The sequence below is a fragment of the Williamsia sp. R60 genome (assembly GCF_054063855.1).
In genome coordinates this window covers 733,970-759,080 of sequence record NZ_JBSSGR010000003.1, presented here as the reverse complement: position 1 = coordinate 759,080, position 25,111 = coordinate 733,970, and the positions used below count along the sequence as shown (strand labels likewise).

The 25,111-nt window shown below is 65.4% G+C and carries 24 protein-coding genes; 13 read left to right on the top strand and 11 right to left on the bottom strand.

Annotation, left to right across the window (positions count from 1 at the left end; all coding sequences use genetic code 11):
• Window positions 1–25 precede the first annotated feature (25 nt).
• The 5 genes from ACVWY6_RS16995 (at window position 26) to ACVWY6_RS16975 (ending at window position 3,438) form a co-directional block, all read left to right on the top strand.
• Window positions 26–418: a YtxH domain-containing protein gene (locus tag ACVWY6_RS16995; protein ID WP_317712659.1), complete on the top strand. Its 393-nt coding sequence runs from the start codon at window positions 26–28 to the stop codon at window positions 416–418.
• Window positions 419–505: 87 nt separating this feature from the next.
• Window positions 506–1,207, top strand: a complete 702-nt coding sequence (locus ACVWY6_RS16990) for a YcnI family copper-binding membrane protein (protein WP_023955104.1) — start codon at window positions 506–508, stop codon at window positions 1,205–1,207.
• Window positions 1,208–1,251: 44 nt separating this feature from the next.
• Complete coding sequence (locus ACVWY6_RS16985) at window positions 1,252–1,731, top strand: copper resistance CopC family protein (RefSeq protein WP_457539596.1); 480 nt, start codon at window positions 1,252–1,254, stop codon at window positions 1,729–1,731.
• Between the two features lie 6 nt (window positions 1,732–1,737).
• Window positions 1,738–2,664 (top strand): copper resistance D family protein, encoded by a 927-nt coding sequence (locus tag ACVWY6_RS16980; RefSeq protein ID WP_457539594.1) that lies wholly within the window; start codon window positions 1,738–1,740, stop codon window positions 2,662–2,664.
• A gap of 150 nt (window positions 2,665–2,814) precedes the next feature.
• The gene (locus ACVWY6_RS16975) at window positions 2,815–3,438 is read left to right on the top strand and encodes a hypothetical protein (RefSeq protein WP_457539592.1); all 624 of its coding nucleotides are present in this window, start codon (window positions 2,815–2,817) and stop codon (window positions 3,436–3,438) included.
• Here ACVWY6_RS16975 and ACVWY6_RS16970 read toward each other — a convergent pair.
• Window positions 3,427–4,092, bottom strand: coding sequence for an NAD(P)H-dependent oxidoreductase (locus tag ACVWY6_RS16970; protein WP_457539590.1), 666 nt, complete (start codon window positions 4,090–4,092; stop codon window positions 3,427–3,429). The genes ACVWY6_RS16975 and ACVWY6_RS16970 overlap by 12 nt on opposite strands.
• A 63-nt stretch (window positions 4,093–4,155) precedes the next feature.
• Here ACVWY6_RS16970 and ACVWY6_RS16965 point away from each other — a divergent pair, with 63 nt between their 5' ends.
• Window positions 4,156–4,569, top strand: coding sequence for a MerR family transcriptional regulator (locus ACVWY6_RS16965; protein WP_023955114.1), 414 nt, complete (start codon window positions 4,156–4,158; stop codon window positions 4,567–4,569).
• On the opposite strand, the gene ACVWY6_RS16960 is transcribed toward ACVWY6_RS16965, so the two are convergent.
• The 3 genes from ACVWY6_RS16960 to ACVWY6_RS16950 form a co-directional block, all read right to left on the bottom strand.
• Window positions 4,536–5,090 (bottom strand): DUF1990 family protein, encoded by a 555-nt coding sequence (locus tag ACVWY6_RS16960; protein WP_457539587.1) that lies wholly within the window; start codon window positions 5,088–5,090, stop codon window positions 4,536–4,538. The two genes, ACVWY6_RS16965 and ACVWY6_RS16960, sit on opposite strands and share 34 nt — an antisense overlap.
• Window positions 5,091–5,171: 81 nt before the next feature.
• Window positions 5,172–6,509 (bottom strand): APC family permease, encoded by a 1,338-nt coding sequence (locus ACVWY6_RS16955; RefSeq protein ID WP_457539585.1) that lies wholly within the window; start codon window positions 6,507–6,509, stop codon window positions 5,172–5,174.
• A 173-nt stretch (window positions 6,510–6,682) separates the two neighbouring features.
• Window positions 6,683–7,531 (bottom strand): SDR family oxidoreductase, encoded by an 849-nt coding sequence (locus tag ACVWY6_RS16950; RefSeq protein ID WP_457539584.1) that lies wholly within the window; start codon window positions 7,529–7,531, stop codon window positions 6,683–6,685.
• 110 nt (window positions 7,532–7,641) lie between these two features.
• Between ACVWY6_RS16950 and ACVWY6_RS16945 the strand changes: the two genes are divergently transcribed.
• From ACVWY6_RS16945 to ACVWY6_RS16935, 3 genes are read left to right on the top strand one after another with little or no spacing between them, the layout of a single operon-like run.
• Window positions 7,642–8,085 (top strand): hypothetical protein, encoded by a 444-nt coding sequence (locus tag ACVWY6_RS16945; protein WP_457539582.1) that lies wholly within the window; start codon window positions 7,642–7,644, stop codon window positions 8,083–8,085.
• Between the two features lie 31 nt (window positions 8,086–8,116).
• The gene (locus tag ACVWY6_RS16940) at window positions 8,117–8,320 is read left to right on the top strand and encodes a hypothetical protein (protein ID WP_197037766.1); all 204 of its coding nucleotides are present in this window, start codon (window positions 8,117–8,119) and stop codon (window positions 8,318–8,320) included.
• Complete coding sequence (locus tag ACVWY6_RS16935; RefSeq protein ID WP_457539581.1) at window positions 8,313–8,744, top strand: DUF309 domain-containing protein; 432 nt, start codon at window positions 8,313–8,315, stop codon at window positions 8,742–8,744. The genes ACVWY6_RS16940 and ACVWY6_RS16935 overlap by 8 nt, the downstream gene beginning before the upstream one ends.
• A 40-nt stretch (window positions 8,745–8,784) precedes the next feature.
• Here ACVWY6_RS16935 and ACVWY6_RS16930 read toward each other — a convergent pair whose 3' ends face one another.
• The 3 genes from ACVWY6_RS16930 to ACVWY6_RS16920 all read right to left on the bottom strand — a co-directional run bounded on the left by ACVWY6_RS16930 (window position 8,785) and on the right by ACVWY6_RS16920 (window position 11,163).
• Window positions 8,785–10,338, bottom strand: coding sequence for a succinic semialdehyde dehydrogenase (locus tag ACVWY6_RS16930; protein WP_457539579.1), 1,554 nt, complete (start codon window positions 10,336–10,338; stop codon window positions 8,785–8,787).
• Between the two features lie 12 nt (window positions 10,339–10,350).
• Entirely contained in the window at window positions 10,351–10,836 is a 486-nt protein-coding gene (gene rraA / locus ACVWY6_RS16925; protein WP_457539578.1) for a ribonuclease E activity regulator RraA, read from the bottom strand.
• An 87-nt stretch (window positions 10,837–10,923) separates the two neighbouring features.
• Window positions 10,924–11,163: an RNA-binding S4 domain-containing protein gene (locus ACVWY6_RS16920; protein WP_062794640.1), complete on the bottom strand. Its 240-nt coding sequence runs from the start codon at window positions 11,161–11,163 to the stop codon at window positions 10,924–10,926.
• A gap of 104 nt (window positions 11,164–11,267) precedes the next feature.
• Here ACVWY6_RS16920 and lysX point away from each other — a divergent pair, with 104 nt between their 5' ends.
• From lysX to ACVWY6_RS16900, 4 genes are read left to right on the top strand one after another with little or no spacing between them, the layout of a single operon-like run.
• Window positions 11,268–14,597 carry a bifunctional lysylphosphatidylglycerol synthetase/lysine--tRNA ligase LysX gene (lysX, locus tag ACVWY6_RS16915; protein WP_457539576.1) on the top strand — a complete coding sequence of 1,110 codons (3,330 nt, stop codon included), beginning with the start codon at window positions 11,268–11,270 and terminating at the stop codon, window positions 14,595–14,597.
• 19 nt (window positions 14,598–14,616) lie between these two features.
• Window positions 14,617–15,375, top strand: coding sequence for a hypothetical protein (locus tag ACVWY6_RS16910; protein ID WP_211339041.1), 759 nt, complete (start codon window positions 14,617–14,619; stop codon window positions 15,373–15,375).
• A gap of 44 nt (window positions 15,376–15,419) precedes the next feature.
• Window positions 15,420–16,253, top strand: coding sequence for a class II glutamine amidotransferase (locus ACVWY6_RS16905; protein WP_457539574.1), 834 nt, complete (start codon window positions 15,420–15,422; stop codon window positions 16,251–16,253).
• 50 nt (window positions 16,254–16,303) lie between these two features.
• Complete coding sequence (locus ACVWY6_RS16900; protein WP_457539572.1) at window positions 16,304–17,182, top strand: alpha/beta fold hydrolase; 879 nt, start codon at window positions 16,304–16,306, stop codon at window positions 17,180–17,182.
• Window positions 17,183–17,198: 16 nt separating this feature from the next.
• Here ACVWY6_RS16900 and ACVWY6_RS16895 read toward each other — a convergent pair whose 3' ends face one another.
• From ACVWY6_RS16895 to gltB, 4 genes are all read right to left on the bottom strand, one after another.
• Complete coding sequence (locus ACVWY6_RS16895; RefSeq protein WP_157366776.1) at window positions 17,199–17,366, bottom strand: hypothetical protein; 168 nt, start codon at window positions 17,364–17,366, stop codon at window positions 17,199–17,201.
• 409 nt (window positions 17,367–17,775) lie between these two features.
• On the bottom strand, window positions 17,776–18,669 hold the full coding sequence (locus ACVWY6_RS16890; protein ID WP_457539570.1) for a cutinase family protein: 894 nt from the start codon (window positions 18,667–18,669) through the stop codon (window positions 17,776–17,778).
• A gap of 159 nt (window positions 18,670–18,828) precedes the next feature.
• Window positions 18,829–20,295, bottom strand: a complete 1,467-nt coding sequence (locus tag ACVWY6_RS16885; protein ID WP_023955144.1) for a glutamate synthase subunit beta — start codon at window positions 20,293–20,295, stop codon at window positions 18,829–18,831.
• Window positions 20,288–24,874, bottom strand: coding sequence for a glutamate synthase large subunit (gene gltB, locus ACVWY6_RS16880; RefSeq protein ID WP_457539568.1), 4,587 nt, complete (start codon window positions 24,872–24,874; stop codon window positions 20,288–20,290). Before gltB ends, ACVWY6_RS16885 begins: the two co-directional genes overlap by 8 nt.
• Window positions 24,875–25,111: the final 237 nt, after the last annotated feature.

Below are 25,111 nucleotides of genomic sequence, written 5' to 3'. Positions count from 1 at the left end.
AGGCGTTTTTCCTGACTCCGCGGGAATGCTGCTGCTCCTGCTGGTCGGAGTCGTCGCGGCCACCCTGTGTCGTCGGCTCAACTCCCCGCTCGCTCTGCTCGCGGTGCTGACTGGCGCCCAGATCGCCGGACACATGCTCCTCTCGGCCACCGCAGACCCGATGGCCCATGCGCACGGGTCGCAGACGCTGATGTTGGTGACCCACCTGATCGCGATCCCGGTGTGCGCGCTGCTCATCGCCGGCGGCACCTCGCTGTACGAGGTGATCACGTCGGTCCTGGCCGTCGTGCGCCGCCTCCTGGGCGGCCCGGTTGCCGAACTCGCGAGCTCGAATCTTCCTCCCTCACCCCATCTACGACCTCTGGTCGGGGTGTTCGCTCCTGGCGGGACAGGGGTTCGGGGTCCACCGGCGAATTGATCTTCGCCCACACCCTTCATCCGCCCGAGCCCGTAGATCGACACGGTCACCCGGGTGGGTTTCTCCCATCTCCGTTAGGAAACATCCATGTCTTTGTTCAAGCGACGCTTCCGTCTTCTCGGTGCGTCACTCGCCGCCGTCACGATGGTCGGTGGCCTGAGTTTGCTGGGCGCCGGTTCGGCCTCGGCTCACGTCACCGCGGCCGGTGACGGTCTCACCCAGGGTGGCTACGGCGTCATCACGTTCCGGGTCCCCAACGAGTCGGACACCGCCAGCACGGTCGCGCTGACCGTCGCCCTGCCCAACCTGACCTCCGCCCGTACCGAGCCGTTGCCCGGTTGGACCGCCGAGGTGAAGAAGGACCCGGCCACCGAAGCGGCCACGGAGGTGACCTGGAAGGTCGCCGACGGCAACCCCGGCATCCGTCCCGGCGAGTTCCTCCAGTTCCGGGTGTCCGGTGGGCCCCTGCCGGAGCAGGAGACGGTCACCATGGCCGCAACGCAGACGTACTCCGACGGCGAGGTGGTCCGCTGGGACCAGCCGACCGTCGAGGGTCAGCCCGAGCCCGACAAGCCCGCGCCCACGGTGACGCTCGGCGCACCGACCGCCGACGGTCACGGCGATTCGGCGACTCACGAGGAAGACACCCAGACCGCCTCGGAGAACTCCGCGTCCTCAGACACCGACAGCACCGACGACACCGCCCGCTGGCTGGCCGGTGCCGGAATCTTGCTGGGCGCGTTGGGAATCGGCGTCGCGATCGGCGCCCTCGCGCGTAAACGCCAGTGAGGCGAGATTCAATGAGGCGTCTGACCTTCTCTATCGTCGCGCTGATGATGACCGTTCTCGCGACGGTGGCCTGGGCACCGACCGCGTCGGCCCATTCGGCGCTGATCGGATCTGATCCGGCCGACGGCGCGCCGCTGGCGGCCGGCCCGGCTGCGGTCACACTCACCTTCAACGAGCCGGTGCAGAAGAACTACGCCGTGCTGAAGGTGGTCGGGCCGGACGAGCATTACTGGCAGGACGGTGAACCGACGGTCACCGGCCGTACGGTCACCGTCCCGGTGCGCGAGTTGGGGCCGACCGGCACGTACCTGATCAACTACCGGATCACGTCGGCCGACGGCCATCCGGTGGAAGGCCAGCTCGACTTCGAGCTCACCGTCGCGGGCTCGGGAACTCCGGGACCTGCGGTGGACGCCGACGATTCCTCGTCATCAGGAATCCCGGTGTGGCCGTTCATCGTGGGCGGCGTCGTGGTGTTCGGTGCCGGGCTTGCCTTTGCACTGCGTCCCCAGCGAAAGAAGTAGCGCACAGTGACGACCGCGGGCGCGGCGCGGCGCGAGTGGTTGCTCGTCGCCGTGCCCGCGGTCTGGCTGGGCTTGTTGCTGGCCTGGGCGCTCGCCCGTCCCGCCGGCCCCGAAGCCGAATCGATCGCGGGGGCCGTCGCCCTGCTCGCCGGGATGACCGTGCTCGGGCTGTCCACCGTCAAACTTCTCGGCGGCGAAGAGCTCACCCCGCCGGTGCTGCGTCTGGCATCGGTGCTCGCTGCGGTGTGGGCTGTATCGCTGCTGGTGGGTGCATGGCTGGGTGCCGCCCAGCGGACGGGGCTCGCACCGCACGAGGTGGGGGTCAACGACTTCTTCCGGGTCAACGGCACCACCGCGGGTCTGATCGCGGCGATGTGCGCGCTGGCGGTCACCTTGTTCTGCGCGGTCTGGATCCGGTATCCGAGTCTGATCGCGCCCGAAGCCGTCGGCGCCCTCGCCGCGTTGGGTCTGTTGATCGGACCCGTCACCGGGCATCTGGGACAGCTGACCGGTGGAGCATTGCTCATCGCCGTCCATGTACTCGCGGCGAGCTGGTGGTGCGGTTCTCTCGCCGCTCTCGCCCTCACCGTCCGCGGCCGAAAAGGCTGGGCAACCGTGCTGCCCGTGTTCTCGCGGTACGCGCAATGGCTGGTCCTGGCGTTGATCGTCAGCGGTGTGGTCGCTGCCCTGCTGGAGTTGGATTCGATCAGCGAGGTCTGGTCCACGGGTTACGGCCGGATCCTGCTCGCGAAGTCGGTGGGCATGGTGGCGTTGCTTGCGGTGGCTGCCGATCAACGGCGGCGGTGGCTGCCTTCGGCCCACACCCATCGCATTTCCGAACAGGCGTCGCTGCGACGCGCGATCGTCGAGGTGCTGTTGATGGCGGTTGTCATCGGACTGGCCGCCGGGCTCGGGACCACCGCACCCAGCTGAGCCGAACCAGCCGGAACCGGGCATGATTGACGACGGCGCAGCCACGTACACGTGGCGTCGCCCCCGTCTCTATGCAGGCCCGGATCACTACCTCCGGGCCCAATCGAGACGCGGTGATCAGTCCGCCCGTCTTCGAAGGAGCTGAGCCGTATGGCCGACCCGGACTCCCAGCCCGACTCCGATCACTCGGGCGAGCGCCCCGCCCCGCCGGCCAAGAAGTCGGCGGCGAAGAAGGCTCCTGAGAAGAAGACCGCGGCGAAGAAGACCGCTGCCAAGAAGGCGGCAAAGAAAGCAGCCCCCAAGAAGGAGGTTGCGAAGAAGACCGCTGCCAAGAAGGCACCGGCGAAGAAGGCTGGGCCCGGCAACACTCCACCCACAAAGGCGTCTGCGCAGAGTAGCTCTGACGCCGGCACATCCGATCACGCCAACGCCGAACACGTCGTATCGAAGAAGGCGCCCGCCAAAAAGCCCCCGGTACGCAAGAGTCCTGGCAAGCCGGGCAACACGGCTCCACCGAAATCGACCCCGGCACAGTCGGCGGCTCCCCCGTCTCCCAAGACAGCTCCCGCCCCGGCCGCGACACCGGAACCCACACACCCGGAACCCGCGGCGTCCACTCCGGACGAGGATCAGCAGGCCCGGTTCACAGCTCTCAAGCGCACGGAACCTCTGCCTCTGCCTGAGCCGTCGACAACAGGCCCGGTGGTCAAAGTCGGCGGCGCCGTGGTTCTCTTGGCGCTCATCTTCCTGACCATCCGGCGGTTACGTCGATAGCCCGGGGGACGAAAGCTGTTGTGGTGATGCCGATTCGCGTTGCCCGACCACACTCGCCGCGATCTTGGCGCCGATGACCTCGGCCTGACCGATCAGTTCACGCCGAACGGCCGGGTCGTCGGAGTCCGCGTCGTAGAGGAAGTCGAGCGACGACGCCTCGATGCGCGAGTAGTCCGCGATCCCATGGATCATCTGCAGCGTCATCGCCTCCTTGTATCCGTGGCGCTGATGAGTCCCTTCATCTATTCCGCCGATCGCCACCAGATGCAGGCCTTTGATGGCGCTCGGGGCGTCGGCAACTCGATCGTCATAGGCGAAGCCGCGTGTGAAGACGCGGTCGATCCAGCCCTTGGCGAGTGCAGGCAGCGACCACCAATAGACCGGAAAAACCAACACCACCGCTGCGGCAGATCGCAACATCTGCTGTTGCTCCGCGACGTCCACGGGGACCCCGGCGAGCCCTCGGAAATGTGCGAGATCGTCGCTGTTGAAGGCGGGGTCGAATCCCGACGCCGCCAGGTCATACGTTGTGGCAGTGAGGTTTTCGGCGGCGATGCTCTCTTTCATCGCTCGGGCCACATTCCAGGTGACCGATTCGGTATCGGGGTGGACAACCACCAGGATGACATCGGACTGCTGATCTGCGTTGCTCATACCGGCGACGGTAAACTATGACATCAGTGTCAATGTCAAGGTCCATCTCGAGAAGAGGCATCGATGTACATCAGCGACTTGAGTGACATCACCGGCGCCAGTTCCCGCATGCTCAGGCATTACGAAAAGGCCGGCTTGCTGACGCCGACGCGTGATCCGAACGGCTATCGGCGGTACCGAAAAGAAGACGTACAGACCGTCGAAGACATCCGATGCCTCTTGGCGTCAGGACTGTCGCTGTCGGAGTCCGCTTTCATCCTTCGCGTTGCGTGCGCCGACCCCGACGAGGCGACCGACGAGGAACGCCGTGAAGCCCTACGGCAACTCGACGAGCGCGAAAATCAGCTGGCCGACGCGATGCGTCGTCTTCGGGCACAGAGAGCCGGGATCTCCGAGCTGCGAACGCATGTGCGCGATGCCATGAAGGCTTCGACGTCGCCGGATCAGCTCTCCGGATTGTCCAGCGCACGAAGATAGCGCTTCGTCACCAGGCGTTGACCGAGCCTCCCGACAGGTCCGCCCGCCCGGGCGAGAACCGAGTGTGGGCGTGAGAAGGCTGCGACCACCAGCACCACACTGTCGTCGGCTCGGTGCTCGACGCAGAACAGCTCCTCACCTGCTTCTGGGTGGCCGGGCAAGGTGCCGTAGGCGAAACCACAGCGATCGGGCTCGGCGAGCACGTACACAACTCGCACCGGCGCTTTCAGCCGGGCCGCACCCACGCCGAGCCCGACCAGCCCGACACTTCCTTCGCTGACTCTCGCGTCGGGACTGCTCACCGTCAGGCCGGCGCCGAGCTGCACCTGCCATCTCAGAACAGCGTCGCCGAGTTCACGAAACACCGCAGCGCCCGATCCCACGACTCTTTCTCGTCGCAGGTGGTGGTAACCGGACGGCATACCGGTCGCGGTCGCACCGACCTCCGGATAGGTGAACTCCGCCGCCCGCAAACGACCTGCGGTGTCCGAATCCATTGGTCGGACAGATGGTTTGCTCATCTCTGGAGACTACCCACCCGGATTTGACCGCGGGCTGCTTCGCGACCTCGTCGGCGCCATCCGCACCGCGAGACGCGAGCGTCACGCGGCACGTCGACGAACCCAGACCGCCGCGAAATGAAGTGCGATACCCACCGCAAGAAGGAGCCCGCCATACATCCAGACCTCACCGCTCTGCTGGGTCAACAGCAGCACGCACGACGCGACTCCCAGGATCGGAATGACTGTCGGTACCCGAAAGTGCTTGTGCTTCGCAGGATCCCGCCGCAGCACCAGCACAGCGATATTCGTCGAGATGAAGACGAACAGCAGCAACAGCACCACCGTCTCGGCCAATGTCGACAGGTCGCCGTTGAGTGTGAGCAGCATGGCCACCAACGTCGTCGCCACAATCGCCGCCCACGGGGTACGCCGCTTGGGCAGCACCTTCCCCAGTGCGCTCGGCAGCAGCCTGTGCTCGGCCATACCGAAGGTGAGGCGGCTGGCCATGATCATCGTGAGCAGAGCGCCATTGGCCACAGCCACCAGCGCGATCAGACTGAAGACCCAGTCAGGGATTCCGACACCGGACTCCCCGACAACGGCCAGCAGCGGTCCCGACGACTCGGACAATGTGCTCGCGGGCAGGGCAATCGAGCTCGCGAGCCCCACGAGCACGTAGACGAGTCCGGCCGTTGCCAACGATCCGAAGAGGGCCAACGGATACACGCGACTGGGATTGCGGATCTCTTCGGCGACGTTGGCCGAGGTCTCGAATCCGACAAACGAGTAGTACGCGATGATTGCACCGCTGAGGATGGCCATCGCGGGGGTTGAGCCGTCCGGGAACTCGGTCACCCGGGACACGTCACCTCTACCTTCGCCGAGCATCACCCCGACCACTGCGATGACGATGACCAGTCCACTGACCTCGATGATCGTCATGACCACGTTGCTCTTCACCGACTCACTGATGCCGCGTGCGTTCAAGCAGGCCACCAGTGCCAAGAACACCAGCGCGGCCGGGACGGTCGGCACATCGATGAAGGTCTTGAGGTATTCGCCGGAGAAGGCCAGCGCCAGTCCGGCTGCGCTCGTGACGCCTGCGGCCAGCATGCAGAAACCTACGAGGAACGAGACGATCGGTTGCTGGAAGGCCCGCTCGGCGAAGATCGCCGCGCCGCCGGCCTGCGGATATTTGGTGACCAACTCGGCATAGGAGCCGGCGGTGAGCAGGGCCAGCAGAAGGGCGACGATCAGCGGGGCCCAGAGCGCGCCACCCACCTCTTCGGACAGCACTCCCATCAGGGCGTAGATACCGGCTCCGAGCACGTCACCCAAGATGAACAAGAACAGCAGCGGGCCGGTTATCTTCCGCTTCAGTTTGGATGCGGGCTCATCGCCTGGTGCCTGTGTTCCCGTTTCGGCATCAGCCGTCATTCGCATCTCCTGGTGCAACCGAGAATTAGCCGACCGACGTCGCCCGAGGGCCGGCTGTTTCTACAACGTTTGTTCCAGGTAGGCATAGCCTGCGAGCGACGATCGAAAACCTTCGGCGAATCACAGGGTTGCTGACGAGCGCTCCCGCCAGGATCGTCAGCGTTCGTGCACGGTCACGCCGAGCCGACGATGAAGTCGCGCAATGTCATCGGCGGCCGGCCCGTGATGGTCTCCACATTGTCGGTCACCGCTGCCAGTTCACCCGCAGCAATCGCGGTGTAGGTGGACACCCAGGCGTCCACTTGCCAGTCCGGCGCCCCATAGGACTTCCGCGACTCGTAGGCTTCGTCGATCGTCTCGTTGTGGAATGTGACTGTGCGATCGCTGGTTTCGGCGAGAATCCGCGCCACCTCGTCGAAGGTGAGTGATTCGCGGCCGGTGAGATCGTACGTCTCACCCCGGTGTGATGCCGGATCGGAGAGAACCGCGGTCGCCACTCGCGCGACGTCGGCACGCGCCACCGCACCCACCGCGCCGTCGCCGGCCGGGCCACGGATCACGCCGTCGGTGCCGGCGAGGCTCGGCAGGAAATCGATGTAGAAGCTGTCGCGCAAGAACGTGAACTGCACACCCGACGCACGGATGTGCTCTTCCGTCGCCCAATGATCGCGCGCGAGAGTGAAAGTCGCGTCGGGTGCCGCATTCAGGAATGACGTGTAGATGATGTGTTGCACACCGGCCCGAACAGCCGCATCGACGAAGGTGCGGTGTTGGTCCAGCCGGTCTGCGCTCTCCGAGGCCGACACCATGAACAAGGTGTCGACGTCCGCGAGCGCGGCGACCGCGGCGTCGTGGTCGCCGTAGCTCGTCTCCGCGACCGCTGCCCCGGGCAACACCGGCGCGCGCCCGCGTGAACGCACCACCAACCGGAGAGCTGTCCCGGCCTCCGACAGGGCACGCGCGACCGATCCCCCGACATTGCCGGTAGCCCCCGTGACCGCGATGGATGGATGTTGGGTCACCGGATTCTCCCGTCGTCGTGGACTCGCTGGTCGAGCACGTGCTGTTGCTGAGGCACCTTGTCCTCGATGATGGCACTGCGAACGACTCCGAACGATGGGACCCCCGCAGCATGACCACAGCACAAGCCATCGCAACAGCCGGCGTCTTCATCTGGCTGGGGATGGTACTGGCCATCTCCTTCCTGGAAGCTCCACTGAAGTTCCGCGCTCCCGGGGTGGACCTGAAGACGGGACTGGGCATCGGGCGGCTTGTGTTCCGGGCGCTGAACACAGTCGAGGCGATCCTTGCGGTTGTATTGGCGATCGCGATGGTGGTCGGCGACGTCCCGTACCGGGTGCTGATCCCAAGCCTGTGTGCGATCGCGATCCTCGCGTTTCAGGTCATCGTGGTCAGGCCGCCACTCACCCGTCGGTCGGATCGGGTGATCGCCGGCGAGCAAGCGCCGAGGTCGCACGCACATCACGTGTACATCGGCGCCGAAGTGCTCAAAGTGGCCGCGCTCGTCACTGCCGGGATCCTGCTGCTGTCCCAGAGTTGGTATGTGACGGGATAGTTTTGACACCGACCGCCGGAAGGGAGGAATCGTGGACGAGAACGTGATCGAATCGCTGATCCGGTGGACGGATTCAGGTGCGGTATGGCGCGTGACGTCCCGGACCGCCTCTGCCGTGACCATCTCGATGTGCACCTGCGACGGTGGCGAAGAAGTACAGCGCCTGCAATCGGCTGATCCCGCGGTCCTCGCCTGGCTGGGCGACAGGACGGGCAACGAGGTGGACGATGCCTGAACGTCGCGACCGCGACCCCGACGGCCGCGCTCGGCAGGCCCGGCCGCGCGACGAGCTGGGCAGGCCGCTGCCGTACGGCGCCGAGGGTGTCGAACCGGTCTCCGAAGAACCGTTACCACCCGCCGAAACCATCGCGCTGGCACGTCAACTCATTGACGCCGGACGTCCGTTCGCAGCCCACGAGGTCTTCGAGGTCCGCTGGAAGACATGCCCGGCCGACGAACGGGAGCTGTGGCAGGGACTGGCCCAGATCTGCGTCGGCCTGACGCATCATCTGCGCGGAAACCCAAGGGGCGCAGTGCGTCTCGTCGAACGCGGGGCGGGTCGGCTCCTGCGTTACAGCCTGGTCGATGCGACGCCGTACGGACTCGATCTGGACGCCGTCATCGCGTGTGCGGAACAACAGGTCCAGAACACACGCTGAGTGATGCCGACCGCGCGAAACGCACGGCCGGCATCGTCGGTCACCGACCGGGCAGGAACTTCAGCGACTTCACGAACGCCGGAACGGTCCGCAGGAAGAGCCCCTGCGGCACGCCCTTGATGCCACCAAGACCGATCACCCGTTGCTCGGCAATCGTCTGGGGCTCGGTGTATTTGAGAAGCCCTTCGGCGCCGTGACGGCGGCCTACGCCCGACTTGCCCATACCGCCCATCGGAGCCGCAGTGGAACCCCATGCCGCCGCGTAGCCCTCGTTCAGATTGACCGTGCCGGCGCGCAGTTCTGCGGCAATCTTGCGGCCTTCGTCCGATGACCCGGCGAAAACGCTTGCGTTGAGGCCATATTCGGTGTTGTTGGCCTCCTTGATGGCCTCGTCCACGGAATCGACCGGATAGATGGCGACAACCGGTCCGAAGGTCTCTCCGGCAAACGATTCCATCCCGTCGGCAACCCCGGACAGAACGGTCGGCTCGAAGAAGAAAGGACCGAGTTCAGGACGGCGGTTCCCGCCGGCGAGAACCACGGCGCCCTTGGACTTGGCGTCCTCGACGTGCCGTTCGGCGGTGTCGACCTGGTCCGCCGAGGCCAACGACCCCATCTCCGTGGAGAAGTCGTAGGACTTGCCCACCTTCATCGCCGACACCCGCTGCGCGAACTTGGCGGAGAACTCATCGGCGATCGGCTTCTCGACGTAGATGCGCTCGATCGAGATGCAGAGCTGCCCCGAGTTCGAGAAGCAGGCGCGCACTGCACCTTCGACAGCGTTGTCGATGTCGGCGGACTTGGTGATGATCATCGGGTTCTTGCCACCGAGTTCGGCGGAGAACCCGATCAGGCGACGGCCGGCCTGCTCGGCGAGCTGCGCGCCGGTTTCCGAAGATCCAGTGAACATGAGGTAGTCGGCCTGAGCCAAGATCTCTTGTCCCACAACAGAGCCCGGTCCGGGCACCACGGCGAACAGATCCTTCGGCAGGCCGGCCTGGTAGAGCAGCTCGACCACGGCGAGGGCGCAGTACGGCGTCTGGCTGTCGGGCTTGAGCACCACCGCATTACCGGCCATCAGGGCGGCGACCCCGTCCGAGGCAGCCAGGGTCATCGGGTAGTTCCACGGCGAGATCACGCCGACAACACCCTTGGGCTGATACCGAACGCGGGCGTCGGTGGCCAGGGGCAGCATTCCCTTGACCTTGCTCGCCGCCAGGAGCCGCGGGCCGGTCTTGGCGTAGTGCCGGGCGGTCATCGCCACGTCCAGCACTTCCTCCTGGGCGTAGGCGCGCGCTTTGCCGGTCTCGGCCTGCGCCATGTCGGCCAGCGCATCCCTGTTCTTGAGCACCAGGGCCGCGAAGTCGATCAGGATCTTGGCACGGTCACGCGGCCAGAGTTTCGCCCACTCGACCTGTGCGGCGCGCGCCCGCTCGAATGCGGCCCGCACGTCGTCGGCGGTGCCGACCGGGATTGTGGTCATCTCCTCGCCCGTGAACGCCTCGAGAACCGAGCGTGTGGAGCGGGCGTCCGGATCGTCGATGGCGATGAGCCCTCGCAAACGGTCGAACGTGGCTGTGTCTGGCTTGCCCATGATCAATGTCTCCTATTCGGCCGCGACGAGCACGATGCCGTCGTCGTCGCTGTATGCAAGGTCGCCGGGATTGAAGGTCAGACCGCCCAGTTCAACAGGGACGTCACGCTCTCCGGCTCCGGTCTTGGTGGACTTGCGCGGGTTGGTGCCGAGAGCCTTGATACCGATGTCGATGCCGGCGAGCAGCTTCGAGTCACGGACCGCACCGTTCACGATGATCCCGCTCCAGCCATTGGACCGGCCGAGTTCGGCGATCACGTCGCCGACAAGGGCGGTGTGCACTGATCCGGCGCCGTCGACGACGAGGACCCCGCCCTTGCCGGGTTCGCCGAGCACCTGCTTGAGCAGGGCGTTGTCCTGGAGGCACCGAACCGTGGTGACCCGGCCGACGAACTCCCTGCGCTTTCCGAATTGCGTGAACTGGAGGTCGCAGCTGCGTACCTCCTCGCCGATCTCGTCCACGAGGTCGGCGGTGGCGACGAAGGTGATCTCACTCATGCACCTCAGCCTAACGACTCTTACTTACCGACCGGTAACCACCGCTGACCGGCCCGCATCCGAGTCAGCTGAACGCGGCCGTGGACATCAGTCCGGGAGCGCACCATCGTCTGGTCCGCCGACCACGGCCTCGGTGCCGCCGATCTCCACGACGTCGCCGGTGACCAGTTGTCGGCCGCGCCGCGTCTCGGTCTCACCGTTCACGCTGACCAATCCGTCCGCGATGACTTCTTTTGCCTCGGCCCCGGATTCGATGAGATTTGCCAGCTTCAGGAATTGGCCCAGTCGGATGGAATTGTCTCGGATCGGAACTGTTTCTCGGCTCACCGTTCAATCCTCCCATCTGAGAGATAACGTTACTGCGGACCAGCTGCGGAAAGGCAACACCTGTGAGCGTCGATTCACCCGAAACCACGGTCGACTCAATCGATGTGAGCAGCCAGGCAACTCCTGCGCCCCGTCGGCCGGCTCGCCTGGTCCCACCTGCGGGATGGTTCAAGAACGCGCCCCGGTACGTCAGTTGGGTTGCGGGCGTCCTCGCCGCCATCTCGCTGCTCAGCAGCATCTCCCTGCAGTTCCGGCGCCTCACCGAGGTGCCTCGCGACTACGTCGACAACTATCTGATCTCCGCACCCGACACCAGCTTCGCCTGGGCGTTCGTTCTGGCACTGCTCGCCTTTGCACTCGCATCCCGCAAGCGGATCGCGTGGTGGATCACGGTGGCGTACGTCGCCGTCTATGCCATCGGAAATGCGCTCTACCTATTCGAGCCGTTATCGTCGGAAAACGGCGTGAACACCGTGGTGCGGATCAATATCTGCATCGGCGTCGTCCTGCACGTGTTTGCCCTGATGTATTTGATCGCGAGTTATCGGCAGTTCTATACCCGTGTGCGCCGTGGCGCTCTCTGGCGCGCTGCCGGCGTGCTGGTCGCCGGCCTGGTCATCGGTTCGCTGATCGGTTGGGCGCTCGTCGAGATCTTCCCCCACACCCTCACCGCCTCCCAGCGACTGCCCTACGCGATCAACCATGTGGTGACGTTCGGGTCTGTCGACCTCTCGACCGACTTCGACGAGCACCATTCCTATGCACCCGTCGAGACGTTCCTGGGTCTGCTCGGCGCTCTGGCGCTCATCGCCGCGGCGCTGATCCTGTTCCGTTCGCAGCGGTCGAACAACTCGATGACCGCGACCGACGAGAGGTTGCTGCGGCTGCTCATCGATGGCTTCAGCGGCGACGACTCATTGGCGTATTTCTCCACCCGCCACGACAAGGCGGTTGTCTTCGCTCCCAACGGCATGGCTGCGATCACCTATCGGGTGGAGGTCGGCACCGCGATGGCCGGCGGAGACCCCGTGGGCGACAAGCGCTACTGGCCCGACGCCATCGCGGAGTTCCTCAAGATCTGCGACCGGTACGGCTGGCATCCGGGCGCCATCGGCGTGAGTGCCACCGGCGCGGAGGCGTGGGACGCTGCCGGATTCACCACACTCAACATCGGCGACGAGGCGATCGTCCACACCCGCGGGTACAACCTCAACGGACCGGAGATGAAGGCCGTCCGTCAGTCGGTGGCCCGCACCAAGCGCGCCGGCATCACCGTGCGTATCGCCCGCCACGAGGATCTGTCCCCCGAACAAATGGCCGCGGTGATCGCGCGCGCCGACGAATGGCGCGACACAGACGAAGAACGCGGCTTCTCGATGGCGCTGGGGCGTCTGGGTGACCCTGCGGACGGCCGGTCCATTCTCGTGGAAGCAGTGCGCGACGCGGGCACCGCGAATGAGAAGGTCGTCGGCATGCTCTCGTTTGTCCCCTGGGGCCAGACCGGCGCATCGCTCGATGTGATGCGCCGCGACCGGGACTCGATCAACGGACTGGTCGAGACGATGGTGACCGAGTTCGCCGAGAACGCCGAGGCATTCGGCATCCTCGACATCTCGATGAACTTCGCAGCCTTCCGTGTGGTGTTCGAAGAAGGCGGCCAGATCGGCGCCGGCCCGATCATGCGGGCGATGTACGGCGCTCTCACTTTCGCGTCGAAGTTCGTGCAGATGGAATCGCTCTACAAGTCGAACGCCAAGTACCACCCCGAGTGGGTTCCCCGGTTCCTGTGTTTCGAGGACGGCCGCACCATCCCGCGAGTAGGCCTGGCCGCGGTGGTCAACGAAGGATTTGTGAAGCTGCCGAAGTTCGGGCAGGGCAACGACTTCACCGGTGATGCCTCCTCGGTGCCGCCCGGTGTCGACATCGACGTGATCGCCGCGGAGATCGCCAGCGAGGAGAAGGCCGAGCATCGCGGACCGCGGCGTCCCGAGCAGGTCCGCGTCCGTCTGGCCAAACTGGAACAGCTGACCGCTGCCGGCGTCGACCCCTATCCGCCCGCCTATCCGCCCACCCACACCATCGCGCAGGCCGTCAGCGCGCCTGAAGGGACCACCGCCCGGGTGGCAGGCCGCGTCATCCGCATGCGCGACTTCGGCAAGGTCGTGTTCTGCGATGTGCGCGACTGGAGCGGGGACGTGCAGGTACTCGTGGATGCGAGCGCACTGAAGCCGGAAACCCTCGACCTGGCAAGCACCGTCGACCTCGGCGACCTCATCGAGGTCAGCGGAGTGGTGGGGCGCAGCCGCAAGGGCGAATTGTCGCTGCTGGCCAAGGACTGGCGGATGCTCGGTAAGTGTCTGCATCCGTTGCCGGACAAGTGGAGTGGGCTCACCGACCCCGAGGCGCGAGTGCGTCAGCGGTACGTGGACCTGACCATCAATCCCCGAGCCCGCGAACTCATGAGAGTGCACAGCGCCATCGTGAAGTCGATGCGCGACTACCTCTCCGGCCGCGACTACCTCGAGGTGGAGACGCCGATCCTGCAGCAGATCCACGGCGGCGCGAACGCCGCGCCGTTCCGCACACACATCAATGCCTACGACCTCGATCTGTATCTGCGGATCGCTCCCGAGCTCTACCTCAAACGGCTGTGTGTCGGCGGCATGGAGCGCGTGTTCGAGATGGGCCGCAACTTCCGCAACGAAGGTGTGGACTTCAAGCACAACCCGGAGTTCACCAGCCTGGAAGCGTATGAGGCGCATAGCGACTACGACCGCATGCTGCACCTCACCCGCGAGATGATCCAGAACGCCGCGGTCGCCGCGCACGGCGAGCAGGTGGTCTACATCGAGGGCAAGGACGGGGAGATCGAGAAGGTCGACATCTCCGGTGAGTGGCCGGTGAAGACACTGCACGGCGCGGTGTCGGAGGCGATCGGCGAAGAGGTCACCCCGTACTCGGAGGTGGAGTACCTCAAGGAACTGTGCGACAAGCACGAGATCCCCTACCGCAACGACTGGGATGCCGGTCAGGTCGCGTTGGAGATGTACGAGCACCTGGTGGAAGACCAGACCACGTTCCCGACGTTCTACAAGGACTTCCCGACGTCGGTGTCACCGTTGACGCGTCAGCACCGCACCATCCCCGGCGTCACCGAACGCTGGGACCTGGTGGCGTGGGGTGTCGAATTGGGTACGGCCTACACCGAATTGACCGACCCGGTGGAGCAGCGCCGGCGGCTCACCGAACAGTCGTTGCTCGCCGCGGGCGGCGACCCCGAGGCGATGGAACTCGACGAGGACTTCCTGCAGGCCCTCGAACACGGCATGTTCCCCACGGGCGGACTCGGCATCGGAGTGGACCGCATCGTCATGTTGCTCACCGGACAGTCGATCCGGGAGACGCTCGCGTTCCCACTCGCGAAGCCGAAGTGACCGCTCTGAAGGCTGACGCTTGAACTGGTACATGACCCACGTGGTCGAGACAGGCCGGTCTGCGGCCGTGTTCGCCCTGGTCGGTTTCATCGTGACCTACGGCATCACGCGTTGGATCACCCGATCCATCCGGGCTCGGAGTGAGAACACGCCGGACGATGCCGAGGCCTCGTCAGGCGGACCGGTGAACGACATCTACATCGGTGGAGTACACATCCACCACCAGGTGTGGGGCATCTTGCTGATCCTCACCGCCGGGCTGCTCGAGTTCCGGTTCCAGCCCGACCCGCCGTGGCGCGAGGTGCTGGCCGCCGCGTTCGGGATCGGCGCCGCCCTCGCGCTCGACGAGTTCGCGCTGTGGCTGCATCTGGAAGACGTGTACTGGTCCGAAGAGGGGCGCAAGTCGATCGACGCGGTGATGATCGCGACGGTGTTCGGTGTGGCGATGCTTGTCGGCACCACTCCCCTCGGCGGGATCGACGAGGGCAATCCGTCCAGCACCAGCGTGGCCATCACAGCGGCGATCGTGCTCGTGCACGTCGCCTACTCGGTGATCTGTCTGCTCAAGGGCAAGCTCGCGACAGGACTGATCGGGCTGCCGGTGCCACTACTCGGGTTGATCGGCGCGTTGCGGCTGGCTCATCCGACCTCGTACTGGGCGCGCAGGTTCTACTCTGAACGCAAGCTCGAGCGCGCCGAGCGCCGGTTCGAGCTGTACGTCGGTCGTCGTGACCGGATGCGTGATCTCGTCGGCGGTCGCGAACAACGAACGCCCTGACCGCTGCACCCACCTCCTCCGGCGCTCAGAGAACGAGATGACCCATGTGTCGCTGGCTCGGCTACTACGGGAATCCGATCAATCCCAAAGAACTTCTCTACGACCCCGAGCACTCCCTGATTCAGCAGAGTCGCCTTGCTGCGCCCGATGTTCCCACCGCAAACGCCGACGGTCACGGACTGGGCTGGTACAGCGAGGCGGGCCGGCCCACGCTGTTCCGTAGCGCCGCCCCCGCCTGGGGTGACGAAAACCTTCGCGAGCTGTCGGCGACGGTGCGATCGTCGTTGTTCGTCGCACATGTGCGGGCGGCCACCGGTACCCCAGTGCAGCAAACGAATTGCCATCCATTTCGGTATGGGCGGTGGATGTTCGTGCACAACGGCTTCATCGCCGACTTCCAACGTCTCCGACGCGACCTCATCCTCGCCGTGCGACCGGACCTGTTCGAGAGCATCGGTGGATCAACGGATTCGGAGGTGATGTTCTACCTCGCGCTGACCTTCGGGCTGCAGGACGATCCACTCGGCGGTCTGGAGCGGATGGCCGGTCACATCGAAGCGCTGGCGGCATCGCAGGGCATATCCGAGCCTGTTCAGATGACGATCGGGCTCACCGACGGTGAGCGGCTCTACGCCGTGCGCTACGCGAGCGGCCCGGTGGTCAACACGTTGTACGTCAGCGGCGACGTCGAGTCGGTTCGCGAGCTGTACCCGGAGAACGAACGTCTTGCGCACTTCTCGGAGGAAGCCCGCGTGGTGGTGTCCGAACCGCTGGTCACGCTTCCCGGGCTGTGGCACGAGGTGCCGCCGTCCAGCGCTCTCATCGTGCAGAAGGGCCCGGACGAGCAACGACCGTTTCGACCGCAACCACCCACCTGACCAGTGTCCGCCGGCCGTGCCGAGTGGTGAGCCCGGCATAGAATGGCTCGATGCAGCTGCAGCCGCCCGGCGCGTTCTTCACCATCTGCGGCCTGCGCACCCATGTGGTCGTCGAGGGCCAGGGTCCACCACTGCTTCTCCTGGCCGCACTCGGCGGCAACTGGTTCGACTTCGATCACCTCGCCGAACTGCTCCGCGACCAATGGACGGTGATCCGATACGACCGGCCCGGCTACGGCTTGTCCGATCCACTCCCTCCCGGCCAGATCCCGTCGATCGACGACGAGAACCGGCGGATCGACGAACTGCTGGACGCGGTCGGGGTCACCGAACCCGTTGTGGTCGCGGGGCATTCGCTGGCGTCTCTCTATGCGGAGGGATTCGCCCGCGGCCGGCCGGAGCGGGTGGCCGCAGTCATCATGCTCGACGGGTCGTACGTGATGCTGCCCCTGCAGATGGTGCCGCCGGGCCTCAGCAACCGGTTGGCGCACCTCACCGCACACCTCATCAAGGCTCTGCGGCTTCCCCGGTCGGCCGGCATCCGCGGCCATGCGATCGCGACGTCGCCCGGGCCACCGGGTGGGTACACAGCAGAACAGCGCCACTGGATCGCGGAGGTTCTGGGCGGAAGTCGTTATCCACGAGCACTTCTCGTCGAGCAGGTCGCGTTTGGGGTGCTCAATTCAGAATTGGTGGCCATGCGACGGACGATGCCTCTCACGGCGCCGACTCTGGTTGTCTCCGCGCTGCCCGGTCGGCGCACACCGGTCCGACTGATCTGGAACTGGAAGCAGGCCCGGTACGCCCGATTCCTCGGCGCCGACTACGCGCCCGTGATTCCCGCGCGCCACTTCTTCATCGTGCAGCAGCCCGATGTCGCCGCCGGGCTGATCGAGGATTTCGCCGCCCGCGCGATCGCCGACAGGTAGTCCCCAGCCGGATCGATCAGAGGTTGAAGTTCCTCAGGTCGGCGACTGTCACCAGACGCTCGCCCTCTTCGGGCAGCATTCGCGCGAGTCGTCGATGTGCGATCAGCCCATCCGAACCGAAAATGTGCGGGTGTCGTCCGAGTAGTGGGGTGCGGCGGCTGTTGTGCGACTTCGCCAGTTTCACGACTGATCACGTCCTGTTTAGTGCAGCGGATAACTTTCTGGGTACCGCGATCGTCCAGAGCCGAAACCCTTGAACATCCGTACCTTCGCGTTGTGTGTCGTGACGGCCCGCCGCGTCGTTACCTCTGCACAGGCCCCACCAGGGGTGTTGCTGCCACAATGTGGTGAACGTCACGCTACGCCCGGAGATGTCCGGATTCGGGTTGCCACGCGGGCGAGTCACATCTTCCCCAGGGGTAACACGGCGGGCGGGCAGGTGCCGCCAAACCCTCCGACTCCAGTCAGACGCTCCGGTTGCAACCGGAGGAAGTGGTCGAAACCGGAGGGAACGCCGGCCCGGCAAACCCTCCGACTCCAGCCAAACCCTCCGACTGCAACCGGAGGAAGTGACCAAAACCGGAGGAAGTACGTCAGGCCAGGCCGGCCAGGTAGTTCTGGGCCCACTGCAGTGCGGTGACGCCCGGCTGCACCTGGAAGTTGCCGTAGTTGGTGTGCGAGCCCGATTCGATGAAGCGGTTGAACGCAATGATCTGCGAACGGGCCTTCTCGTTGCTGAGTTCGTTCAGTACGGCACCGGGTCCGCCGCGGGTGACCAGTTCGCTGAAGATCGCAGCAGCCTCGGCCTGGTACTGGGCGAACATGTCGGGGTTCGGGTTGCTGGTCTCGGCCAGGTACCCGACCACGCGGGAGACGTAGTAGTCCCGGGGGATGTTGCAGTACTGGTCGCCCGGATCGCAGATGGTGAAGGTGCGGTTCTTCACCCATCCGAACCCGCCCTGACGTGGCCCGCCGTTGCCCTCGCCCGACAGCTCCGGTCCGATGAGCGCATCCTGCTTGGAACGGCGCGGGTCGGAGATCAGCACCGCGCCGGCGAACTTGGCGGGCGCGATGGCTCCCCGGCCGGTCCCGATGTCGGCGGCGAGGTCACCGGCTGCGTCAGCACCCTGGCTGTAGCCGATCAGGGCGACCTTCGTACCCGGGCACCGTTTGGTCATCGTGATGGCCAGGCCTTCGGCGTTGGCCACGGCCTGCGCCTTCGACTCGCCGTAGACGGCACCACCGTTCTCCCAGGGGAAGGCGGTGGCGTTGTACCCGACCAGCTGGGTCTGGGTCTCGCCGCCGAGGCCGGTCGTGGGGTAGGCGAGCATTCCGCGGATCTGGGCGTCGGCCGACTTCTCCCAGGTTCCGGGAATGGCCAGCACGTAGAGCTCTGGACAGCCCGCGGGATCAGCCGATGCGGTGGGTGCCGACACTGCACTCAATGCGCCGGCCGTCACCACAGCTGCTGCCAACACACTTGTCATCGCGCGTGTGCGGCGTCCACGCTGTCGCCGCCAACCAAGAACAGTGCCCACCCGCATGAACTTTTCCTCCCGAGCAAAACTGCTTATCACAGCTCGATACCAATCAGAACACAGGCGTGTTCCGATTCATCTTGACAGGTCGGGAGCGATCCCGCACCTTCAGCGCTGCGGTGCCAGGGTGGGAACGATGGGTGCGGGGAGCAGGGTGGCGCCGGTGAGGAACTTGTCCGCAGCGGCAGCCGCGGACCGTCCTTCGGCGATCGCCCACACGATCAACGACTGACCGCGACCGGCATCGCCGGCCACGAACACGCCGGGGACCGTCGACTGAAAGTTGTCGTCGCGCTTGACGTTTCCGCGTTCGTTGTACTCCACGCCGAGCTTGTCGAGGAAGTCCTCGCGCTCGGGTCCGACGAAGCCCATGGCCAGCAGAACGAGGTCGGCCTCGAGCTCGAAGTCACTGCCTTCGACTTTCTCGAAACGGCCGGCGTTCATCACGACTTCGTGCGCACGCAAACCGGTTACCTTGCCGTCTTCACCGATGAACTGCTCAGTGTTCACCGAGAATACGCGTTCACCGCCCTCTTCATGGGCCGAGGACACCCGGTACATCAGGGGGTACGTGGGCCACGGAGTGGAGTCGGCGCGCTCGTCCGGCGGGCGCGGCATGATCTCGAACTGGTGGACGATCTCGGCGCCCTGACGCAGCGATGTACCGAGGCAGTCCGCGCCGGTGTCACCACCACCGATGATGATCACCTTCTTGCCCTTGGCGTTGATCGGCGGCATGCCGTCACCGTCGACGACGTCGTCGCCCTCTTGAACCCGGTTCGCCCACGGCAGGAACTCCATCGCCTGATGGATGCCATCGAGTTCACGGCCCGGGATCGGCAGGTCGCGGCCCTTGGTGGAGCCGTTGCACAGCACCACCGCGTCGAAGTCGGCCTTGAGCTGTTCGACGGTCACGTCAACACCGACGTTGACACCCGCACGGAACTGGGTGCCCTCGGCGACCATCTGGTCCAGACGGCGGTCGATGTGGTGCTTCTCCATCTTGAACTCGGGGATGCCGTAGCGGAGCAGACCACCGATCCGATCGGCCCGCTCGAAGACGGTGACGTCGTGCCCGGCGCGCGTGAGCTGCTGCGCCGCAGCGAGACCCGCAGGGCCTGACCCGACGATCGCAACCGACTTGCCGGTCTTCTCGGTCGGCAGCACCGGCGTGACCCAGCCTTCATCGAAGGCGTTGTCGATGAGCTCGACCTCGACCTGCTTGATGGTGACGGCAGGCTGGTTGATGCCCAGCACGCACGACGCCTCACAGGGGGCCGGGCACAACCGACCGGTGAACTCCGGGAAGTTGTTGGTGGCGTGCAGACGGTCGATGCCATCTGCCCAACGGTCCTTGTACACGAGGTCGTTCCACTCGGGAATCAGGTTCCCGAGAGGACAACCATTGTGACAGAACGGGATCCCGCAGTCCATGCATCGGCTGGCCTGCACGCGAAGCTTGTCGCGATCGAAGTCCTCGTAGACCTCTTTCCAGTCCATGAGTCGCAGCGGGACCGGCCGCCGTTGCGGCAGTTCACGTTCGGGGTGCTTGAGAAAGCCCTTCTGGTCAGCCACGTGCGGCCTCCATCACTGCTTCGTCCACGTTGCGCCCGTCCTTCTCGGCTGAGGCGATAGCGAGCAGGACTCGCTTGTAATCGCGCGGCATCACCTTCACGAATCGGCCGACGTTGCTCTCCCAGTCTTCGAGGATACGAGCGGCCACCGGCGAACCGGTTTCGTTGCGGTGCTTGTTCACGATGCCTTCCAGGAACTCGAGGTCTTCGTCCTCGAGCGGCTCCGGTTGCACCAGTTCGGTGTTGAGATTGCTCTCCAGTACGCCGTCGGGGTCGTAGACGTACGCGATACCACCGGACATACCGGCGGCGAAGTTGCGGCCGGTCGGTCCGAGCACGATCACGCGACCACCTGTCATGTACTCGCAGCCGTGGTCACCCACGCCTTCGACGACAGCGGTGACGCCCGAGTTGCGGACGCAGAAACGCTCGCCGACCACACCCCGGAGCAGGATCTCGCCCGAGGTGGCGCCGAACCCGATGACGTTGCCGGCGATGATGTTCTCTTCGGCGACAAAGCCTTCCGGCGCGTTGTCCGCCGGAGCGATCACGATCCGGCCACCCGAGAGGCCCTTGCCCACGAAGTCGTTGGCGTCGCCCTTGAGTCGCAGCGTCACACCCTTGGGCACAAACGCACCGAAGCTGTTTCCGGCGGAGCCGTGGAAATCGATGATGACCGTGCCGTCGGGCAAGCCGTTGGCACCGTACGCCTTGGTGATCTCGTGCCCGAGCATGGTGCCCACGGTGCGGTTCACGTTGGCGATCTCAGAGGTGAACGACACGCGCTCACCCGAATCGATCGCCGCCCGAGCCTGTGTGATCAGCTGTTGATCGAGCGCCTTGTCCAGCGAATGGTCCTGGCTGCCAGAGCAATACAGGTCCTGATTCATGAACGGCGAATCGGTCTGGGTAAGGATCGCCGACAGGTCGAGCTTTCCTGCCTTGGCCGACTTCCAGTGCTGCAGCGCCTTCGTGGTGTCGAGCATCTGCACCTGGCCGACGGCTTCCTGCAGCGTGCGGAAGCCGAGGCGGGCCAGCAGTTCGCGCACTTCTTCGGCGATGTACATGAAGAAGTTCTCGACGAACTCGGGCTTGCCGGTGAAACGCTCACGCAGCACGGGGTTCTGGGTCGCGACGCCCACCGGGCAGGTGTCGAGATGGCAGACGCGCATCATGATGCAACCCGAGACCACCAGCGGCGCAGTCGCGAATCCGAACTCCTCGCCACCGAGCAGCGCGGCCACGACCACATCGCGGCCGGTCTTGAGCTGGCCGTCGACCTGGACCACGATGCGGTCGCGAAGTCCGTTGAGCAACAACGTCTGCTGGGTCTCGGCCAGGCCGAGTTCCCAGGGACCACCGGCGTGCTTGACCGAGGTGAGCGGCGTCGCGCCGGTGCCACCGTCGTGACCGGAGATCAGCACCACGTCCGCGTGCGCCTTCGAGACGCCTGCCGCGACGGTGCCGACACCCACTTCCGACACAAGTTTCACGTGAATCCTTGCCGACGGATTCGCGTTCTTCAGGTCGTGGATCAGCTGGGCGAGATCCTCGATCGAATAGATGTCGTGGTGTGGCGGCGGCGAGATGAGGCCGACGCCGGGTGTGGAGCCGCGCACCTCGGCGACCCACGGGTACACCTTGTGCGGCGGGAGCTGTCCACCTTCACCGGGCTTCGCGCCCTGCGCCATCTTGATCTGGATGTCGGTGCAGTTGGTGAGGTAGTGCGCGGTCACGCCGAAACGGCCCGAGGCCACCTGCTTGATGGCACTACGACGCCAGTCGCCGTTCTCGTCGGGTTCGAAACGGCTCGGATTCTCGCCGCCCTCACCGGAGTTCGAGCGCCCACCCAGTCGGTTCATCGCGATCGCGAGGGTCTCGTGGGCCTCGGCCGAGATGGAGCCGAAGCTCATCGCGCCGGTCGAGAACCGCTTGACGATCTCGCTGGCAGGCTCGACCTTGTCGATGGGGATCGGGTCGCGGTCGTCGAAGTTGAACTCGAACAACCCGCGCAGCGACGCCATCTTCTTCGACTGGTCGTCGATCAGCTTGGTGTATTCCTTGAACACCGAGTACTGCCCGGTGCGGGTGGAATGCTGCAGCTTGAACACCGTGTCGGGGTTGAACAGGTGGTACTCGCCCTCGCGACGCCACTGGTATTCGCCACCGACCTCGAGCTCGCGGTGTGCGCGCTCCTCGGGCCGGTGATTGAACGCCAGTTGATGGCGTGCGGTGACGTCGGCAGCGATGTCGTCGAGGCCGATACCACCGAGGTGCGACCGCAACCCGGTGAAGTACTCGTCGACGGTGTCCTGATTGATGCCGATGACCTGGAACAGCTGTGCACCGGTGTAGGACGCCAGAGTCGAGATGCCCATCTTCGACATCACCTTGAGAACACCCTTGCCGGCGGCCTTGATGTAGTTCTTGCGCGCGGTCTCGTAGTCGAGGTCGCCCAGGGCGCCACGCACCGACATGTCCTCGATGGTCTCGAAAGCCATGTAGGGGTTGATCGCCGCGGCACCGAAGCCCACGAGCGCGGCCATGTGGTGCACCTCTCGGGCGTCGCCGGCCTCCACCAGCAGGCCGACCTGGGTGCGGGTCTTCTCCCGCACCAGGTGGTGGTGCACCGCGGAGACCAGCAGCAGCGACGGGATGGGTGCCAGGGTCTCGTCCGATTCGCGGTCGGAAAGGACAACCAGTCGGACGCCGTCCGCGATTGCCTCGGACACCTGGGTACGCACGTTGTCGAGCGCCTTGCGCAGGCCGTCGCCGCCCTCGGCGACCGGGTAGAGACCGCGGATCTGCACACTGCGGTAATCGGCGTACTGCTCGTTGTCACCGAGGTGCACGAGCTTGGCGAGGTCATCGTTGTCCAGGATCGGCTGGGGCAGCACGATCTGGCGGCACGACTCGGGCCCGGGGTTCAGCAGGTCGGCCTCACGGCCGATGCTCACGCCGATGCTGGTGACCACCTCTTCACGGATGGCGTCCAGCGGCGGGTTGGTGACCTGCGCGAACATCTGCTGGAAGTAGTCGAACAGCATGCGCGGGCGCTGCGAGAGCACAGCGAGCGGGGTGTCGGTTCCCATCGAGCCGATGGGCTCGGCACCGGTGGTGGCCATCGGTGAGACCAGCAGGTCGACTTCTTCGGTGGTGTACCCGAAGACCTGCTGGCGCAGCCGGACCCGGTCGTGTGGCATGTGGGTGTGCGGCCGTCCGGGCAGCTTGTCGAGGTGCAGCATGCCCTCGTCCAGCCACTGCTGGTACGGGTGTTCGGCGGCGAGCTCGTCCTTGATCTCCGCGTCGTCGACGATGCGGCCGGCTGCGGTGTCCACCAAGAACATCCGGCCCGGCTGCAGACGCAACTTCTGCACCACGTCGGAATGGTCGATGTCGAGAACGCCCACCTCCGACGCCATCACGACGAGTCCGTCCTTGGTGACCCAGATACGGCTGGGGCGCAGGCCGTTACGGTCGAGCACCGCGCCGATCACGGTGCCGTCGGTGAAGCACACCGACGCCGGTCCGTCCCAGGCCTCCATCAACGTGGAGTGGTACTCGTAGAACGCCCGGTGTTCGGGTTTCATCGACTCGTGGCGTTCCCACGCTTCGGGGATCATCATCAGGACCGCGTGCGGAAGGCTGCGGCCACCGAGGTGCAGGAGCTCGAGCACTTCGTCGAAACGCGCGGTGTCCGAGGCGCCTTGGGTGACAACCGGGAAGATCTTCTCCGCTGTGCCCTCGCCGAACACGCTGGTGTCGATGAGCGCCTCGCGCGCCCGCATCCAGTTCTCGTTGCCGGTGGCGGTGTTGATCTCGCCGTTGTGGGCGACGCGTCGGAACGGGTGGGCCAGCGGCCAACTCGGGAAGGTGTTGGTGGAGAAGCGGGAGTGCACCAGTCCGAGCGCGCTCTCGACCCGGTCGTCCTGCAGGTCGACGTAGAAGCCGCGCAGCTGCGGGGTGGTGAGCATGCCCTTGTAGACGAAGGTGCGGCCGGAAAGGCTGGGGAAGTACACGGTTTCGCGTCCGGGGCCATCCTGGCCCGCGCCCTTGTTGCCCAGCTCGGTCTCGACCCGTTTGCGCACCACGTAGGAACGCCGTTCGAGGTCGTCGCCGCTGCTGTCGCCGGCGATGAAGATCTGCCGGAACGTCGGCATCGCGTCACGGGCCAGCGCACCGAGCGAGCTCTCGTCGGTGGGCACGTCACGCCAGCCGAGAACCGTGAGACCTTCGGCCTCCACGATCTTCTCGACACCGTCGACAGCCGTTTTGGCGTCGCCGGAACCCTGCGGGAGAAACGCGATACCGGTGGCGTAGGAGCCTTCCGGTGGCAACTCGAAATCGACCACGGCACGGAAGAACTTGTCCGGTACCTGGATCATGATTCCGGCACCGTCACCGGTGTTCGGCTCGGCTCCTGCTGCACCTCGGTGTTCGAGGTTCACCAGGGCCGCGATGGCCTTGTCGACGATGTCGCGACTGCGTCGTCCATGCATGTCGACAACAAAGGCAACGCCGCAGGAGTCGTGCTCGTTCTGCGGGTCATAGAGCCCTATCGGGCCGGGAGCGTGCTTCATACTTTTCGCCCTTAACATCGCGTTCGCCGTGCGAGCGCACCGTTTCAGCTGTAGGTTACGGCGCACGGGTTGTGGCAGCCCTTGTCAGGACCACCGCACCGCTCTCACCTGCGCATACAGCGCTGCTGAGCAGCATTTCCGTGCACCGAGGCCAGCGCCATTGCTGACCGCGGATCGTGTTTGCCCACCGCATGGAGGATCACTCCTGCTTCAGGCATCAGATCATTTTCTCACGCC

Coding starts and splice junctions, on each gene's coding strand:
- ACVWY6_RS16995 (WP_317712659.1), top strand. CDS start 26: ATGCTGCTGCTCCTGCTGGTCGGAGTCGTCGCGGCCACCCTGTGTCGT.
- ACVWY6_RS16990 (WP_023955104.1), top strand. CDS start 506: ATGTCTTTGTTCAAGCGACGCTTCCGTCTTCTCGGTGCGTCACTCGCC.
- ACVWY6_RS16985 (WP_457539596.1), top strand. CDS start 1,252: ATGATGACCGTTCTCGCGACGGTGGCCTGGGCACCGACCGCGTCGGCC.
- ACVWY6_RS16975 (WP_457539592.1), top strand. CDS start 2,815: ATGGCCGACCCGGACTCCCAGCCCGACTCCGATCACTCGGGCGAGCGC.
- ACVWY6_RS16970 (WP_457539590.1), bottom strand. CDS start 4,092: ATGAGCAACGCAGATCAGCAGTCCGATGTCATCCTGGTGGTTGTCCAC.
- ACVWY6_RS16965 (WP_023955114.1), top strand. CDS start 4,156: ATGTACATCAGCGACTTGAGTGACATCACCGGCGCCAGTTCCCGCATG.
- ACVWY6_RS16960 (WP_457539587.1), bottom strand. CDS start 5,090: ATGAGCAAACCATCTGTCCGACCAATGGATTCGGACACCGCAGGTCGT.
- ACVWY6_RS16955 (WP_457539585.1), bottom strand. CDS start 6,509: ATGACGGCTGATGCCGAAACGGGAACACAGGCACCAGGCGATGAGCCC.
- ACVWY6_RS16945 (WP_457539582.1), top strand. CDS start 7,642: ATGACCACAGCACAAGCCATCGCAACAGCCGGCGTCTTCATCTGGCTG.
- ACVWY6_RS16935 (WP_457539581.1), top strand. CDS start 8,313: ATGCCTGAACGTCGCGACCGCGACCCCGACGGCCGCGCTCGGCAGGCC.
- ACVWY6_RS16930 (WP_457539579.1), bottom strand. CDS start 10,338: ATGGGCAAGCCAGACACAGCCACGTTCGACCGTTTGCGAGGGCTCATC.
- rraA (WP_457539578.1), bottom strand. CDS start 10,836: ATGAGTGAGATCACCTTCGTCGCCACCGCCGACCTCGTGGACGAGATC.
- ACVWY6_RS16905 (WP_457539574.1), top strand. CDS start 15,420: ATGTGTCGCTGGCTCGGCTACTACGGGAATCCGATCAATCCCAAAGAA.
- ACVWY6_RS16900 (WP_457539572.1), top strand. CDS start 16,304: ATGCAGCTGCAGCCGCCCGGCGCGTTCTTCACCATCTGCGGCCTGCGC.
- ACVWY6_RS16890 (WP_457539570.1), bottom strand. CDS start 18,669: ATGACAAGTGTGTTGGCAGCAGCTGTGGTGACGGCCGGCGCATTGAGT.
- gltB (WP_457539568.1), bottom strand. CDS start 24,874: ATGAAGCACGCTCCCGGCCCGATAGGGCTCTATGACCCGCAGAACGAG.